Raw genomic sequence first — 17859 nt, 5'->3', positions numbered from 1 at the left:
GTCCCGCACTGTATTCAGCGGCAATGCGTCCCTGTGGAAAAACTCTGAGCCGTTTCCACCCGGCTGAGAAAATTCAGCCAAGACGCAAAAAACTGCGCCCTGTTGCCGGAGCGCAGTGTAAAACCTAAAAAATGACGCACTGACCCGGCTACTGAATAACTTCTTAGCCAACTCAATGCAATTTTGAAAATACTATACGTAAACTTCACTTGGTAAATGTTTACGTTATTATTATACTACTTTATATTTAAAAGTCAATAAAAAATTTAAAGGGACTGACGCAAATTGTAAATTCGCCAGTCCCTTTATTTAATTATTCAGTTGACAATTACTTGCTAAACTGAAATTTTTAAGTTATTCGTTACCTCTCTTGGCAACATCAACCTGTATTAAAGTAGCATCGTATACAGTTATCTTTTTATCTCTGTTTACGTCTGCCAAGGCCTTACTGAATACGGAATCAAATTTAACCTTTGAAACATAAATCTGAATCAAAGTAGCGTCTTTGATAGTTACTGTACCGTCCATATCAACATCGCCGATGCTGTATTTCGGGTCAAGTTCTCCGCAGACTGTACATGCTCCGTCTTCGTAATTATGTCCCTTTGTAGGTATAATCACGCTGTCCTTATCAAGAATTTCAACTGTTCCTTCCTCATCCTCAAACCATTTTTCACAGCCATTGCAAACATAATATTCCTTGTTGCCATCTTCTGTGCAGGTTGGTTCTTTTGCCGGAACAAGTGTCAGTTCATGGATATGATTTTCTTTATAGACAGCTGTTACAACTACATCTTCGTCAGGCATTACAAAGGAAGTGAATCTTTCACTGGCATCCTCGAGTTCAACATTTCCGCTTGTTACAGTCCAGCCTACAAATTCTCTTGAAGCTCCCGGAGAATCGGAATAAATTTCAACAATTTCACCCGGTTCAAACTGACCGTCACCGGAACCGTTATTTACAGTTACCAAGTGTCCTGTAGGAGAGCTTGTGACAGTGACTTTTGCAGGCTCTGTAGTTACGGAAGCAGTCTTGTTTCCTATAAGCTTTTCATCTGTAACCGTTACCGTACAATAGTAGTACTTCTCACAGGCGTACGGTATTTGACCTTCATAATAATTACTGTCAAATTCTTCAATAAGAGTTCCGCCCTGATTGCTGTCCTCGGTATTTTCATACCACTGATAGGTTACATCATAACCATCTCTCTGAGGTCCGAAATCAGTAGTAAAAGTTATGAGGAATTCTTCATTTGCTTTTATCTCTAAGTCTTCCGGCTGTGATGTAATAACAGGTGTAATTGCATCCTCACTCCAGACAGCATAAATAGTTGTCGAATCCATAAATACTGTATCGGTTGTAACAGGCTCTGAGCCGTCTTTCTTTGTGGACCAGCCGGACAGCATATAACCGTCACGTCTTGCTGACGGCAAATATTGAAGATTGCCGTTTACATTAGTCTTCACACTTTCAACATCAGGATTACCTCCGTTACCGTCCAGTGTAACCGTAATATATCCAACGTGTATTGTTACTTGTACCGTATCGGAAACATTGGAAACTGATTTTTCACCGGTTACATTCGGGTTAGTATTTGTTACAACGCAATAGTAGTAGAAAACACCAACTTTATCAGTAGGAGCATAAAATGTTTTTTCTGTGGCACCCTCTACAGGAGTTCCTCCCTCTGTACTGTCCTCTGTATTTACATACCACTGGTAAGAAAGAGTTCCTCCGTCTTTTATCTCCGCACTTACTTCAAATGGTTCTCCCGGTTCGTCTCCTTTGTTTGCTGTCACCGGTTTAAAGTTGCTTGAAACATAAGGTTTCTCTGCATCAACTATCTTAGGTGTATAATCCCAGTGTGCGTAGTATGTTGTGTCCTCATAGTGAACAGTATCAGGAGTAAGCTCTTCTCCGCCTTCTCTTTCCGTAAACCAACCAATAAAGGTATAATCATCTCTCCATGCACTCCTTGGCATTAATACTCTACCAAATTCTGTGGTTAACTTATCTCCTCCCATTACATATGCACCTTCACCGTTAGGATCGAAGGTGATTGTTTTTTCACTGTCAATTATATCTACTCTTGAAATCAGTGAATTTACACTTGCAGTTCTTGTACCTGCCACTGTTTCAAGTGTGTTTGTAACCACACAGTAATAGTAGGAAGGTCCCACTTCATCCGTTGGCGGTGTAAATGTCGGGTCGGTTGCGCCTTCTATAGGCTGGCTGCCCTCTGTGCTGTTGGAGGTATTTTCATACCACTGATAGCTCAAGGTTCCTCCGTCGTTTACAACGGCAGACACGCTCAAATCTGAAATCGGTCTTTCACTTGACTGGAGATAGCTTATATTCTCTAAATTCTTTGTAATTTTCGGCATCTCGGCAGTAAAGCTTTCAGGACTCACAATTTCTACTGTAACCACAGTGTCAGATATAGGCTTAATAGCATTTTCTGCATTAATAGCCTGCAATGTTTTCATATCGATTGTGTAGGTTCCGTACTCGGTATCATCCGGTACCCAGAACCACATTGTAATAAGGTCTCCATTTTCAACCGTGTCTGTGCGTGTTCCGTTTGTAGCAACAAAGTTTATATTCTTTTTGCTCCAATCCCTCTGTATTGTAAATCCGTTTTTCGGGAATACATTGCCCACGTTATAGCCTGCCATCTCGAAAGGCGTATCTTCAAAGTTTATGTTTTCCCAAAGTCCCCAGATTCCTGAGTTGTCATTTACTTTATAAGTAACACTAAAGCTTGTACCCGGAACAGTTTTTACATTATCTCCTGTAATAACCATAGCCTGGTTACCGTTATTAGGTTCTGTCTGATTTGCAGCTTCATTATTATTTACTGCCTGTGCTGTCAAGCTGTCGATAGACTCAGACATTGATGTAAATAATCCGCCTAATGAAGAAACACTGAAGGAAGCACGGTTTCTGGAAGTATCGTGCATGACAGTTACTCCGGGACATGTACCGCCCAAATAGTTTCTGCCCTCGTTAAAAGAAACAAATACATAAATATATACATATTCACCATCTCTGAAGCAGTCGTTATACGGGAAGTTGGTCATGTCAACGCTGAGCATTTTGCTTTCTCCATTTGTCCATGGAAGTTCACTTACTATTGTTTTCCATTTTTTCATACCGGTGTCTTTTCCCATATATCTGATATCACAGTTTACAGTACCCATAGCTCCGGTCTTATAGGAATGTTCGTCATTATAATTAAAGAAGTTGCCGGGATAAAAAACATCCATGGTGTTTCCGTTAATCTGCACACCGGGTTGCTCTAATGCGTTTCCTCTTTGATATATTTCACACTTTTGGACTACCAAATGATTCTCCAAATAAATTTCAACAGGTAAATAATCCTCATTTCCCGGGTATGTGATACGTACATCATAATAACCTGCGTCTATAGGCCAAGCCATATGGTCTTCATCCAGCATAGAACCTACGTCTTTCCATTCAACTTCAGGCGGGGCACCGTTAATTCTCCATGCAGCTCTGGTCTCCTCTGAATTCATTACATCTTTAAGTTTAGATTGTACAGTAGGTCCCCAACTATATATACTTGGACCCATATATCCGTTATATTTTCTGGTTTGAACCTCAAAATCATCAGGGGATAAATCAGTCTTAAGTTTTTCACCTATTTTTGCATAAAGGAAATAATCCCCTGTTTGTATTACAATGCTTGAAGAATCATAAGCCTTACCATCTTTATCATACCAGCCAACAAGACGCTGTGTTTCTGTCAAACCTGTCACCTTCGGCATTTCTCCGAATTTTGCTCCCATCGGCAAGCCTCTCTTTTCAACAAGAGTGCTTCCGTTGTAGAAATAGATATTAGTAAGCCATGACACAACTCTGCCGTACAAGGTAATGTCGTTGCCGGGCATACGTTCGGTACTGAAATCAAAGGGCTGTGTGCAGGCTTCATCTTTATACCAGCCGTCAAAGGATGCGTCCGTAATAGAAGATACAGATGGTCTAAATATTACAGAGCCCTCCAAATACTGTGCCGATTTTATTTCCGGTGCTTCCTGTCCGTATTCCGATGGCAGTATCTTGAAGTTTACTGTATACTTCGGTTCATTTGAGTCAGGCTTGCAGACAACCATATATGTTATTGAGCTGTCTGAATTTGTGATCTCCGGTGTTACGCTTACTATTGATACGTTTTCACCGCCGTGCTGCTTAATATAGCTTGACAGCTCATCTGAAGTAGGAATATCTCCCTTTCTGAAAGGAACTTTCAAAGGTTCAATATCTCCTATTCCCACAAACTCAAAGGTTGCAATTCTTGAATCATCAATATAATTTGCGTAAACATTAGCTTCCCCTGGGAATTTCTTAAAGAAGCTCATATCTACAACAGTATCAAGCGGAAACTCCTGAACTTCTCCTTGTTGTGTGTATGTAATTTTGTCAAAAGTACTGTAAATATTATCCTTTTTGTTATCAGCTCCCGTTGACTGTAAACCTACAAGCTCAACAAACGGATTTCCGTAAGTTGTTGTATACGTTCTTATTTCTGTACTTCCCGTTGAAGTCTGAACATCATTAACCGTAATAGAATACTTTTTCAACGGAATTTCATAATAAAATGTTGTATCACGTGAAATAGAAAGCTCTGTAGTTTCTGTGTCACGGTAGAATCCTGTACCGTCATATTTTACATTGTTTCCGGATTCTTCAGTGAAACCGTCGTAGTTTATAATGTCAAGAATTTCTTCCTGTGAAGGCAAATCAAAGGTTTCTATTCTTGTATACTGCTGGTTCCAAACCTTTTTCCAGCCCTCTGTGTCATTTCCCACTACAACAGAGGCGGTGAATTTCTGTGCCATTTCGCTGGAGCTTAGGTTTGTCCAAACTATCGGAACCGTTATGCTTATATCATAATCACTGAAAGCAAGCTTGCCAAGCTTCCACGAAAGCCTCATATATCCTCTTTCATAACGGGTATTAGGGTCAGTGGCCTTTGATCTGTCCACGGAAATTATACCAGTATTACTGTCCATGGAGAAGCACGGATTTGTAAAGCTTGCAACAAAGCAATTTCCGTCAAACGCCTTTAGTTCACGCTCACCGGTTTTAAGGTTCATAACCTTCATTGTTCTGTAAATCTCCGGCAGCGACATTGTTATGCCGTTTGTAGAATTATAATCCGAGTCAAGTACATAGAATAAATCCGACGTCTTGTCATTTAAGGAGAAATCATAAGGGTGCTGGTCTAAACCAACCTTTAGGAACGGAAATTCTCCGGAATACAGGTTAGGTTCGTATTTTACCGCATCTCCAAACAGCGACGCCTTAAAATTAACTATGACGTATATACCGGCTTCCACATATATGGCACCCATTGTTACTTCATTTTCTTCCCACTGGGACGTACCGGCAGGTCGTTCCTTGGTGAATATGTAGATAAAATAGCCGTACAGCTTCACATATGGGCCTGCTTCCACATTTACGCCTACGCTCGCTATTTTCGTACTGATAACACCCACAGCAACATCAAGCTTTGCACCGGCTCTTAATCCTGCCGCACCCATAATATAGAACTGGAATCCGAAACGCTCGTCAAGCAAATCAAGTTCACTGGAACCCGTGGTTCCCGCAAAGATATTTAACCAGAAGCAATAGCGTTTTCCTATTTCATACTCAAGGTCAGCGCCTGCTGTCATATTAAGGTTTGCACTTATTATTGCACTTACAGTAAATCTTATTTCAATTACCTTAATGTAGAAGGATTTTTGCACGAGAGGCTTATTCAAAAGCTGAATCCAGCCGGCTTCGGAGTTGAGCATTTCGGTATATTTGTTCATAAGCTGTTCAATACCTACTTTATTGCTTTCATAGTCCTCCGCCTCAAGCAAATCCTCAAACTCTGAGCTTACATCGGTCATTCCAAGCTCTTCCTGCAAGGCTTGAATAGTATATTCCTGACCGTCAACACTTACCTTTGGAAGGCTGTCATAAAGGCTTTGCATCTGGGCAAGCATTTCTTCCTTTTCTTCCACGGTTTTAGCGAATTTTCTCGCCTTAACAGCCAGCTTGTTTATTTCGTCCAATCTTTCCGCAGTCAATTTGTTTACAGGATCAGAAATATCTGTGGTATTTCTAAGAGCATTCCACTTCGGTATTTTTGTATTCTGAACAGTATATACTTTTACGGAAATTGAAGCGGAAGTATAATTCTTCAGGTCAAAGGAAGCGTTTACGCTGAGCTCTTTGAGAACTATTACTTTCCATTTTGCCTGTACATCAACATTAACATCAATGGCAACCTGCTCCTCAAAGGAAGCGTTCATCTCGATTTTCACCGATATTTCCCTTGTTGAATCCATTTTTTTCGTTATTGCCAAAACCGCCGAAACACCGAGACTTACTCCAACGCCATTTTCATAGCGATCTCCTACGTCAACATCTACATAAGGATTGATGTCTTCAACCTCATACCTAACTCTTGAAGATCCTCCTGCTCCAGCGGCAGCCAGAGTGCTTATCTCAGCTTCGGAAAAGCCTGCTTCAAGCATTTCTTCCTTAACGCTTTCAGACTGCAAAGCATTATCCGACATAGCCTGTACGGCTTCGTCTACAAAACCGCTTTCCACAGCCTGCTGTTTTATGTCGGCTTCCAGCTCTGCTTTATCCTCATCGCTTATATACTCATTCATGTTAACGGGATCGCTTATATACAGATCGCTGTTAACAAGATTTTCTATATCGTTGTACTGAATAATCTCATAATTTACAGTGTTTTCACTTGCAGTTCCGGTAACCTTAGCGAAAGCCACTTTGTCATAGTTTTCAAGATTTTCAAAGTTTGCCATTACATCGGCAAATTCACCTGTATAGAAAATCAGCAAATCATCTTTGGCAAACTGAGGATTTCCCTCTAAGCCAAGATAGCTTCTCGCTACATTGTCAAATTCGTTTATACTTACTGTACCGTTACCTGTTGGCAGCTGTTCAACCTTATAAGGAATAGAATCAGGAATCTGAAGCAAATCAACTATATCTTCCTCGCCTAAAGCCTCAAAGTATTTAAAACCATAATCTGTTCTATCGGTTATTCTTACATAGGCTACAGTTCCGTTATCGTCAATATCCTCTGTATAATCCTTTTCCCTCGGGTCAGTTCCGGTATAGAAACATACAATATCTCCGGCCTTTAGATCTCTTACTGCACTGTTCGCCATACATCCGGAAGTATACTGATTTACCGTGTTGTCATGTATTATAGGCATATCAAGAACTTCAACGGTTTCCACTATGTTTCCCTCATCGTCCAACATCATATAGTTCAGACTATCGGTATCTTCTATAAAGATTACACTGTCTTTAAATTTAAGGTTATCCACCTCTTCCTTATGAATGGTGAACGCAACCTTCTTATAGCGTGAATCCTTATCGGTGAAAGTCATGCCCTCTCCGAGAGTCATTTCATAAGAAGCACCGGGGGTAAATCCATCTTTTGCCTTTACCGTAAAAGTGCCGTCACCGTCATCGGTTACCGCAAGTTCAACGGGATCTGTATTATCCTTAATACTCAGAGTCAATGCTCCCTTAACCTGATCAGCTGTCATTCCGGACGCTGTAATGTCAAAAGATAAGTCCGGCTGCTGGTCAGTCAAAGCAAAGGAATCTATATACACTTCTTCTGTAGATTCCATAGCCTCATAGGTAGCCTTTACTGTTAAATCCTGTGTAATAGGGGTAGACTGGTAAAATGGTTCTCCTGTGGATTCAATTACCCAACCTGTAAAGATATGACCCTGTTTTGCAGGGGAAGGAATTTCCTGTATTACCTCATATCCCCTGCCGACTTTAACCGGAGAAATTTCTCCGCCTCCGTCGGTATTGAATGTAATGGTACACAGATCATCTGTCAGCTGAATATTTCCTGCCAAATACTCTTTTACCAAACTGACATCGTTGTTGTCTATGGTTCCATCTTTGTTCACATCAGCGTTTTCAGAGTTAAACCCCTCGGGTGTTTCTCCGTCGATGTGAGCTTCCATTGCGTATACGTCCTGTAAGTCTACTTTGCCGCTTCCGTCTGCATCACCCAGCAGCGCCCCTGTTGCGGCAGAAGCAGTAGCAGCGCTCAGCGGAATCGCTGAAAACAGCAAGCATACTGACAAGAATACACTCAACAATCGTTTTTTCATGTCATTTCCTCCTCTTTTTTAGAATTAGATTTATTATTTTACAATAAACCTTTATGTTAATTATAACATAAAAAAATGCCAAAACCGCCAACCTTACAAAATTGTAATGTTAAAACAAGTATTTTGGTGCAAATTACAAAACAGCAAGTGTTTTTTAAGTGTTCTTTGTATGAATTTGTGAAAAATACACAATCAGTTAAAAAGACACCAATGGCGGTTACTGAAAAGTAACCGCCATTGATTGTTAGAAAAAGGAGTTATAATTAGAACTAAAAGTAGTTTTTTAAGCTTTTATAGCGAGCTGTATCAGAGTTGCATCAATAATATTGATTACACCGTCATCATTCATATCTGCAAGTGTCTGATCAAAGTTGTCAGGATTAAGCTCTACCAGGAACTGCTGTACCAATGTTACGTCATCGATATTAAGAACTCCGTCGTGGTTTACGTCGCCCTTAGCATACTCTTTATCGGTAACTGTAACTGTAACAGTAACTGTATAACCGCCCTCAACAGTTGTTCCTGTGATTGTTGTAGTTCCCTTTGCAACTGCTACGAGCTTTCCTGTCTGGTCTACAGAAACGATATCGTTTTCATCTGTATTCCATACAACCTGCTTGTTGTTTGCCTCTACTGGCTGAATTGTTGGATTGAGTGTAAGTGTATCGCCTACGCTCATTTCGATTTCTTTATTCTCTATATCTATACCTGTAACCTCTGTAACCTCATCGGTGAGATATACTTTGAAGTTATCAAGTACGGAGCTGCGCTCAATACGTGCGATATAGTCATTTTTGTCACCTGTTGTAAATGTATACTTGTGATGTCCTGCGCTGTATGATTCTTCAAGAACCTTGTCGTTTCCGTCTGCTTCGGACTGGATGTATACTTTACCGTTGCCGAGAGTATCAAACTCAACTGTATAGGTTGTGTTAGGCTCAAGGCGCATTGTTGCCGGGCTTGTGCGTACTGTTACGTCGCCCTGACCATAATGACCGTACAATTTAAGTGACCAATCACCTGTGATTGTATCGTTTGTATATGGTCTGTGTGTTTCTGAAAGGTGAGGAACACCGTCTGCGGAACGCTCAGGATTGAATATGCCATAAGCGCCCTGCTCAACATACTCGAATGTTTCATTTGCAACATAACCCTCTGGGAGGTCAGGCTCTGCTGTCTTTACAATACGAGTTTCCATAAATGTGGTCTTTCCGTCTGCGCTTTCGCATGCGTCACCGGAAAGTGTAACTGTTGCTGTGTCGCTTTCTGCAACAAAGTCAACCCACATTCTCTGCATGTTCTTGCCCTTAACATAGCTGTCAAAGTACTGGTTGGTCATTCCTACCTTTTCAAGATAGTTTTCATATGTGTTTGTTCCTGTGTCAACTGTAAGACGTGCAGTTTTGCCGTTCTCCACTCCTGCATGAACTACAACTCTGTATTTCTGTCCAGGAACAAGGCCTTCCATTGTCTGGCTTACCTGACCCTCTTCAGAGCCCTTGATGTTGAGGATAGAAACGCCGTTTCCGTCGTCCTCGTAGTAGATATCAGCGTCTCCGCTGTTCTGCCAGATTGAGAAATCACGGCTGTTGAATCCTGTGTCCTTAAGTTCGCTGCCAACGCTCCAGTCTGTTACGTCAGCTTCCTGTGGCTCCTTATAGAGAACATAAGGTGTCTTAGCCTTAGCGTCTATTGTAACCTGACCGTTTTCAACCTTTATAGGTGTCTCATCTGTTTTGCCGTCCTGAGTTGCTCTGTAAAGGTAAACTGTTGTTACATCGCTCCATGAGTCCGGAAGATCCCATGTTGTCTTGCCGCCGTTTGAATTCCAGTGATAAATCTTTGCTGCTTCGTCCGGGTTGCGGTCAACGCTTGTATCCTCATCGTACCAAGGAATAAAGATTTTACCGTTACCGTCTGTAAGCTTTTTGCCGTCCTTTGTAATTGTGTAATTTCCTGATGTAATATTGTCTGAGAAATAACCTACTCCGTCAGCTACACGCTGTACCTCATGGCACATAAGGTATTTCTGTGGAAGCTGGTTAGTATAGAACTGCTCAACAAGAGTATTGATATTGTTGTTGTGCTGCCATGACATCATGGAAGCTGCACGGCTGTAGCCGCCCCAGTAAATTGAGCTTCCCGGATAAATGTCTTTCTGTGAGTTGTATGTAAACTGATGAATCTGGCTGTTGTTAGCAGTTGAATGTACCCAAGCACCGAAACGCATAAAGTCAGCAGCATTCTCGTTTACAAACATTTCTGCGCCGTGGTCAAGAAGTGTACCGATGAGCTTCTTCTCGCCCCAACGGTCTTCGCCCCAGCAGTCAACATATATGAAATCCAAATCAGGAACCTGCTCAAAGAGTCCGTCTATTTCTGAATCGAAGCCGCCTGTCAGCATAAATACATAACGTCGGATAGCTTTTGCCTGATCCATCCAGTGCCATGTAAGCAAATCGCTCATTACATAATCATCATACATCTTAGCTTCCGGATAAGCTTCGTGAACGTTAATGTGAATACCTAAGTTAGAATTTATTTTGTCTGCTTCAGCAATAGCAATTGCAAAATCCTCTGCTCCGCCTGCACGCTCATTTATATCTGAATAGTCAGCATGGCCAGAGTCATGTCCTTCGTTTGCATAGCCCTTGAAGATAAGCTGCTGACTGAATCCGTCAATATAGTTTGAAAGACGCTTCATGTTGTCGGCAACCTTGAGGAATGGCTGCTGTACGCCGCTGGCGAAGTTATAACCAACATGGAAGAAGCTTCTTGCTGCGTCATCACTGCCAGGAACCATATTCTTTGTAAGCTTTCTAAGTGCATTTGCGCCGTCCTGCCAATTAGCAATACCATCGCCGTTGTTGTCCTCTGTGATAACTATACGGCAGTACAAATCATTTTCATCAGGCTCTGATGGGAACGGAAGAATCTTTTCTCCGTCAACGCCTCTGTACATGAAGTCCTGATTCCAAACACCTACTGACTCTTCGCCGTTTGGAAGTTCAAAACCACGGTAAATAAACTCTTCACCACCGAGATAGCAGTTGTTAAACATTGAAGCTGAAAGTCCGTCTGCTGAAATATACGGAGTGTTTACAGAGAATGGAGCTACTGTAGAAACATTTTTATCTCCGATTGTTTCGTGAAGGTCAACAATGCTTCTGCTGTTTTCATTTACCCAAGCAGCGTCAAGAGATGCGTCAGCCTGAGCACTGTTTGCAGAAATCAAAGGCTGAGCCGGGAAGCCGATTGAATTTACTGTAACATTGCTCTCATCAATATTCTTGATAAGCATTTCAACAACCTGGTCTTCCTTAACTGTAAATACTACATCAAATGGCACGTCAATACCCTGAGGTGTAACATGGTATGTTATAGAATTTTCTGTCTGCTCTGTGATTTCAGCTGTTGCTTTATAATCTGTTGTATTGATTGTTACATAGTTATAGCGAAGCTCAGAACCATTCATAACTTTTCCGTTAAGGGTATAGTCGATAACGTGTGGGAAGTCGCTGTCAAGGCGAACTGACAATCCGTCGTTTTCGATTGTTACAGGTTCACGCTCACCCTCTGCCTCCTGATAAGGAACAACCTCACGGAATACAACTTTCTTGAGCAAAAGATCGCCCTGGTCGCCTACAAATATACCCATTCCGCCTACGCCCGGCTCTGACTGGGTCATCTTTGCTGTGTGTGCAAACTGGTCATCAAGCCAAATTGTCATGGAATTATCAACATAACGGATTTTTACTTTTATGTCTATTATGCCGTTACGGCTCATATTTCTGCCGCCGTCCCAAACTATACGGGTTGCGCTTCCGTTACTCATGAAATCCCAAAGGCCTTCTGCATTGAGAGTATCGTTGCTGACAACACCCTGCCAGTTGCCTAATATATCATCTGTACGGAATACTGCACCTGCGTCGTAACCTTTCGGGTCCTGCAAAATATCAAATGTCATTTCAATTTCACCGTTTGCAGCGATTGGTGCAAGCTCGTTTACAAGGAGATTGTTTCCTTTAATATGAAGTGCTTTTCCGTCCTCTGTCATCTCAAAGGTTCCGTCGCCCTCCATTTTCTTCCACATGTCCATACCCTGGTCAGGAGTCCATGTGTATTCCTGGGCATTATCAGGGTCAAACTTCATAACCCATAATGCAACATTACTGCCCATAGCAAACTCTGCCTGAAGTCTGAAGTTTCCTGACTGTGTGGCTACGTATTCCTTCTTAAGAGTAAATACATTGCCTTCAACTGTGTAATCCTTGCCGTTTTCAAGAACTGTATCACCGTTTTTAATTGTCTTAATAGAGTCACCTGTACCGAAGGATACATTTGTTGTTACATCAGTTTTTCCCCAGTCGTCTTTATTAACCTGAAGAATACCGTTTTCAAACTTAGATGTGATAATCTCTGTGCGCTTTATATTATCAAGTGTGATAGTTTTTCCGCCACGCCAAATACGGAAACCATATGTACCCTTTTCAAGTCCTATTGGGCTGTCAAATTCTGTAAGTTTTTTCTCTTCGCCGTCAACTGTAAGATAAACTGTAATATGGTTGCCTATTGTTTCTATACGGAAATGATAGGTTTTGTTGTACTCAAATGAAATACCCAGCTTATTGTCTATACCTGCATAGCTTTCGCTTCCGTTAAGACGACCTGTACGTTCAAGTCCTGTGCCCTGAGTTATAGCAAAGCCCTCATAGTTTGCACCGTCATATCCTCTTACAACAGGGGCAGTAGTTATCCATGTACCGTCATTAGGATTAGTAAATGTAAGGTCATATTCCAGTATACTATCCTGATACTGTGGAGCACTCTCATTAAGAATAACCAATCCCTGCTCACCTGTATCTGTAATAAGCTTATCGTAGTCAATAACTACTTTGCTTCCGCCGTTTAATACATTTATCCAGCCTTCCTGGCTTTCAAAAGGTTCTGTAGCATTATGACGATAGAATTTCCATCCGCCGTCATCCTCGCCTTGACGAATAAGCTTAAATGTATCTTTATCACCCTGTTCAAAATTAACTGTAAGAGTAACCTCACTTACTGTTCCCAAATTTTTCATATAGTCAGGTGTGATATTGATAATTCCATCAGCTATGCTGTAGTGGCTTCCCGGAGTCAAATCCATTGTTCCGTCATTTATTGATGCCACATTGTCGCCCTCTTTAAGAGCAACCGGAATATCAACGCTTGCAGTTGTCCACTGTGAATCCATAATCTTGGCTTCGTTTTCAAGCAAGTATGACTTTGAAAAATCTTTTCTTACGATATTGTCAACAGTAATTGTTTTTGCTCCTCTCCAAATACGGAAACCGTATCCGCCTTCCTGTACTGATGAAGAAGATGTAAAGGAAGTGAGCTTCTTTTGCTCAGCACCATTTCCTACATATACTGTTATAGTATCGTTATAGGTTTCAATTCTTACATGGTGTGTTTTACCTGTTTCAAAATTGTAACCGGCAAGATTATCAACATTAGCCCATCCCTCTTGACCGTTTGTGGCTGCGCTATGCTGAATTTTTTCCGGTGTATCAACTGCAAATCCATCGCAGTTCAGCACGTTGTCTGTAATATCAAAACGTGAGAAGAATCCAACATTGAAAAAGTCAGGCCACTTTTCGGACTCCTGAGTAATGTCGAATTCTAATATGCTGTTTTTATAAGGCTCTGCTTCAGAGTCGTACAAAACTATGCTTGTGCTGTCTCCTCCGTCAGTTCTGTCAGCTATAACTTTTTCAAAATCAAGGACAAATCCGTTTCCGTCCTCGTCCGGTGTTATCCAGCCGTCCTGAGCTTCTACAGGAGCTCCTGTAGGCCATTCAGCAAATTTCCATTTGCCGGTATCTGCCGCAGCTGCCGATGATATACCGGCAGGGATTATTCCTACAAGCATAATAACCGACAACAGAACAGCAAGACCTCTGTTTACTATTCGTTTCATTTTTTTAACCTCCAATACATTAAAATGTTCCTTTTACTTCTTTCAACCTATAATAGTAAACTCAAAATCACCTCTTCACTTACAGATTTGTTTTAAATAGACAATTAAAAACCATCCCTCTTTTCTTTTTATATATTATCCTTTTAACAAGTTTAAAGAATAATTCTTCAAACTCTATTGCTTTTAAATTCATCCGTAAAATAAAAGCTGCCTGTACGTTTATTCTAACATACAAGCAGCTATGCTTCTTTCAATTTTCAATTTGCTATTTTGAATTTCGACTATTTTTTAAGAGATTTCTATACTCTGTCGGTGTTTGTCCACAATTTTTTCTAAACACTGTAGTGAAATAACTCTGAGAGGAAAAAGACAAATATTCAGATATTTCCAAAAGACTGTAATTGGTATATTTTAAAAGCATTTTTGCTTCTTCAATTTTTTGTTCAGTAACATATTCTACTATACTCTTTCCGATATCATGCTTGAAACGTACACGCAAATAAGATTCGCTTACACCGCAATAACAGCATATCTCTGCAACGGTTAAATCCTTATGCAAATGCTGGCTTATATAGTTTACAGCTTTTATAACCACCGGATTAACATCATGAATATTGACCTTGTATATTTGTGACTCGCTTATGCTTTTTGTATATTCCATTGCCACTTTCAAAAAGATTTCCTTTATTTCCCATTCTCTTTCCGAAGCATATACTTTTCTGCAAAACTCCTTGTATATGGCGGCAGCTTTTGTTTCGTCTACTCCAAATATAACAGCTTGCCTGTTCACAAGAAGCATAGCAGCTATAAAACGAAACTTACTTGACATCAGATTGTCTTCACACCTTTTAAAAGCAGAGAAATTCAAAAAAGAAGTACAAAGCTTTTTCGTGTTCTCCAGATTTCCTGAAGATATGGCAGACAGTAAAAGCTCTTGTCTTTCAAAAGAAAAATAATCCTTTTTCTCTTCTTCTCTCATGTCAAACAACTTTTGAATTATGTCTTTGTTAATATCCACAACTACAGTGCTTTCTTCCACACTCTTGGAGATTTTCTTTCCTGTGTGCAAATAGTAACACATAAGTAAGTCAGCATTAAAACCTTTTTTATCCGTTATCTTTGAAACATAAAGATAATTTTTAAGCTTCTGTGTGTCGCCGCCCGTTACAAAATACAATGTTTTTCCTATAATACGTAAATCCGAAAACGGGTCCGTTACGAATGCAGGACCTACTATAACCGTATATGTTTTTCCGTCTTTTGAATAGTTAAATCCTCCCACAAGCTCAAAGCTGTTTATAAAAAATGTTGTCGGCGAATCGTTAAATATTACATATGGTCTGTCTATGGCCTCACGGAAAAATACATTAAATTCTTCAGAACAGCTCCATACAAAATCTTTGCTCTCTTTGTCATATACAGACACATAGCATCCTGTAGAATTATAGAGCAATTCCAGCCCTGAAAATACGTCATAATTATTATCCAAACCCATCACCCTTGTATAAACTAACCTATAAATAAATTATGCATTAACTTTTATTGGAACACAAGTACAATTATTTTCAAACACAAAGCAATATCAATTTTTATTTTACAGTTAGAAAAATTACACGTCAATGGAAATTACAGTAAAAGCAACCTGTTATAGTTGACCGGCATTATCACCTATGATACAATCGTTTCAAAGATATATAATATATGAAAATATTTGCAGGTGAAAAAATGACAAAGAAAAAATTGTTTTATATAATAATTTTATTTATTACGGTTGTATGTTTACTTTCCAGTATTTTTATTCCTGAAACTGGGCAATTAGTTTTGCTCAAGGAATTTTTTACCGTTTTACTTATGATTATTTTGGCAGTGGCTATAGGAAAATCCTTGCCCTCCGTCTTTAAATCAAAAAAATATTTAAAATCCATACTGGTTATATTCGTATTCATTATATTATGTTTTGTAGCCGTCTTTAAATCCGCCGATATATTTAAGGATATAATAGCAGGCACTGAAACCATTACATTATATAATTGCAGTATAGACCGCAGTCCATCAATAAAATTTATCTGGAGACAGCATTATTATCTCCGTGGATTAGATTCAAACGGCACAGCATACCGCTTTAGAATCTCAGGAAACGACTATAATAATCTTAAAGAAACCGATGAAGTAACAGTATCCTGTTACAAAAACACACAACGTATAGTTGAATTTAAAAATTAGTTTATTATTTATTTTATATAGAAAGGAGGCTGTCAAAATGGAAACAAAAGTAATATCCTCTTGCGGCTTTTCAAATTACAATAAAGAAAATCAATCAAAAATCGTGGTGCTGGGCGGTTCGTTTAATCCGCCTACAACCGCCCATTTAGCTCTTATGAAAGCCGCTGTTGATGCAGCAGGGGCACAGCTCGGATTATTTGTTCCCACACCGTTCTGGTATGTGGAAAAAAAGCTTGCTAAGACAGGACATAAGGAAGAAACCTTGCCGGATGAACTTCGCATAGAGCTTCTCAATAGTATGTGCTCCGGAGATAAACGCTTGGCAGTAGATAGCTGTGAGCTTCAGCGTCAAAAAGGCGAAAGAAGCTTTACTTATGAAACACTGGAAAAAATACAAGAAAAATATCCTGAAAGTCAGGTGCTTTTTCTTGCCGGCAGTGATAAACTCCATATTATCCCCCGCTGGCACCGTATCAAAGAGTTTGTAGAAAGATTCGGCATTATGGTGGCAAAACGTCAAGGAGAAATGCCGGAAACAGTGATTTCAAATCATCCCTTCCTGTCAGCTCATAAAGACGCCTTCACAGTGTTTACCGTTCCCGATTGGCTCGACACAATAAGCTCATCGGCTTTCAGAGAAAAGCTGCGCAGCTATGATTTATCTGCAAAAGGAATGGTAACAAAGGATGTTTGGGAATTGTTGAAAAAGAACGGAAAAATTCCGAAAGTCATCGACCGTTTCCGTGAGGAATACGATTTTCTCAGCAACTTCTATCCGTCTGAGCTTGATTACAAGGGATTGCATTTTCTCAACGCCGAAGCCGCATTCCAAGCACAAAAATGCCTTACAAAAGAGGAAAAAATGCAATTTATAAATCTCCCTTCCAATAAATCCAAACGCCTGGGGCGTCAGGTGCAGTTAAGACCGGATTGGGAGGATGTAAAAGCCGAGATCATGGAAGAAATTGTACGTGCAAAATTTCTACAAAATCCGGATATCGCAGAAAAACTCCTCACCACCGGAGAAATTCCAATAATCGAAGGCAATACCTGGGGAGATACCTGCTGGGGCGTTGATACAAGGACAGGCAAAGGAAACAATCTCCTCGGAAAAATCCTCATGAAAATCCGAGAAGAACTGAAATTACAGAAAAAGGTTTAGTGTCAATTTAATTTCTTGCCCAAACAATCAGAAAACTGCCCAGCCGTTGGGTGGCTTTGTTCCTCTGGTTTTTCTTTGGAATTGCCGGAATTCATCGAATGTATGTAGGAAGAGTTAAATCCGGTTTTTGATGTTTTTAACAGGTGGTTTTTTCTTCCTTGGCTGGCTTTCCGATTTACTTTTGCTGATAGTGGGAGAATTTAAAGACAAAGACGGAAAAATTGTCAAATAACAACTTTTAAGGACTTTTATTTTAAATTTGATATAATTAAAAAGCTTAAATAGAACTCAAAAGATGGATGTTGTTAAAAATGAGTTGTATAAAAGC

General features: G+C 40.1%; 6 protein-coding genes. 3 read left to right on the top strand and 3 right to left on the bottom strand.

All coding sequences use genetic code 11. The features are described 5' to 3' along the window. Positions 1–354 precede the first annotated feature (354 nt). The 3 genes from B5F08_RS11120 to B5F08_RS11110 all read right to left on the bottom strand — a co-directional run bounded on the left by B5F08_RS11120 (position 355) and on the right by B5F08_RS11110 (position 15635). Positions 355–8187, bottom strand: coding sequence for an InlB B-repeat-containing protein (locus tag B5F08_RS11120; protein ID WP_087379357.1), 7833 nt, complete (start codon positions 8185–8187; stop codon positions 355–357). A 283-nt stretch (positions 8188–8470) separates the two neighbouring features. After that, positions 8471–14146, bottom strand: a complete 5676-nt coding sequence (locus B5F08_RS11115; RefSeq protein WP_087379354.1) for an endo-alpha-N-acetylgalactosaminidase family protein — start codon at positions 14144–14146, stop codon at positions 8471–8473. 265 nt (positions 14147–14411) lie between these two features. Beyond that, positions 14412–15635, bottom strand: a complete 1224-nt coding sequence (locus B5F08_RS11110) for an AraC family transcriptional regulator (RefSeq protein ID WP_158096294.1) — start codon at positions 15633–15635, stop codon at positions 14412–14414. A 236-nt stretch (positions 15636–15871) separates the two neighbouring features. Here B5F08_RS11110 and B5F08_RS11105 point away from each other — a divergent pair, with 236 nt between their 5' ends. From B5F08_RS11105 to B5F08_RS13770, 3 genes are read left to right on the top strand one after another with little or no spacing between them, the layout of a single operon-like run. Beyond that, positions 15872–16369, top strand: coding sequence for a hypothetical protein (locus B5F08_RS11105; protein WP_158096293.1), 498 nt, complete (start codon positions 15872–15874; stop codon positions 16367–16369). Positions 16370–16406: 37 nt separating this feature from the next. Then, positions 16407–17531 carry an NADAR domain-containing protein gene (locus B5F08_RS11100; protein ID WP_087379345.1) on the top strand — a complete coding sequence of 375 codons (1125 nt, stop codon included), beginning with the start codon at positions 16407–16409 and terminating at the stop codon, positions 17529–17531. 50 nt (positions 17532–17581) lie between these two features. Further along, positions 17582–17662 (top strand): NINE protein, encoded by an 81-nt coding sequence (locus B5F08_RS13770; RefSeq protein ID WP_442856076.1) that lies wholly within the window; start codon positions 17582–17584, stop codon positions 17660–17662. Positions 17663–17859: the final 197 nt, after the last annotated feature.

The sequence above is a fragment of the Anaeromassilibacillus sp. An172 genome, from assembly GCF_002160515.1.
In the GTDB taxonomy this organism is placed as follows: domain Bacteria; phylum Bacillota; class Clostridia; order Oscillospirales; family Acutalibacteraceae; genus Limousia; species Limousia pullorum.
This window is presented reverse-complemented; position numbering and strand designations above follow the sequence as displayed.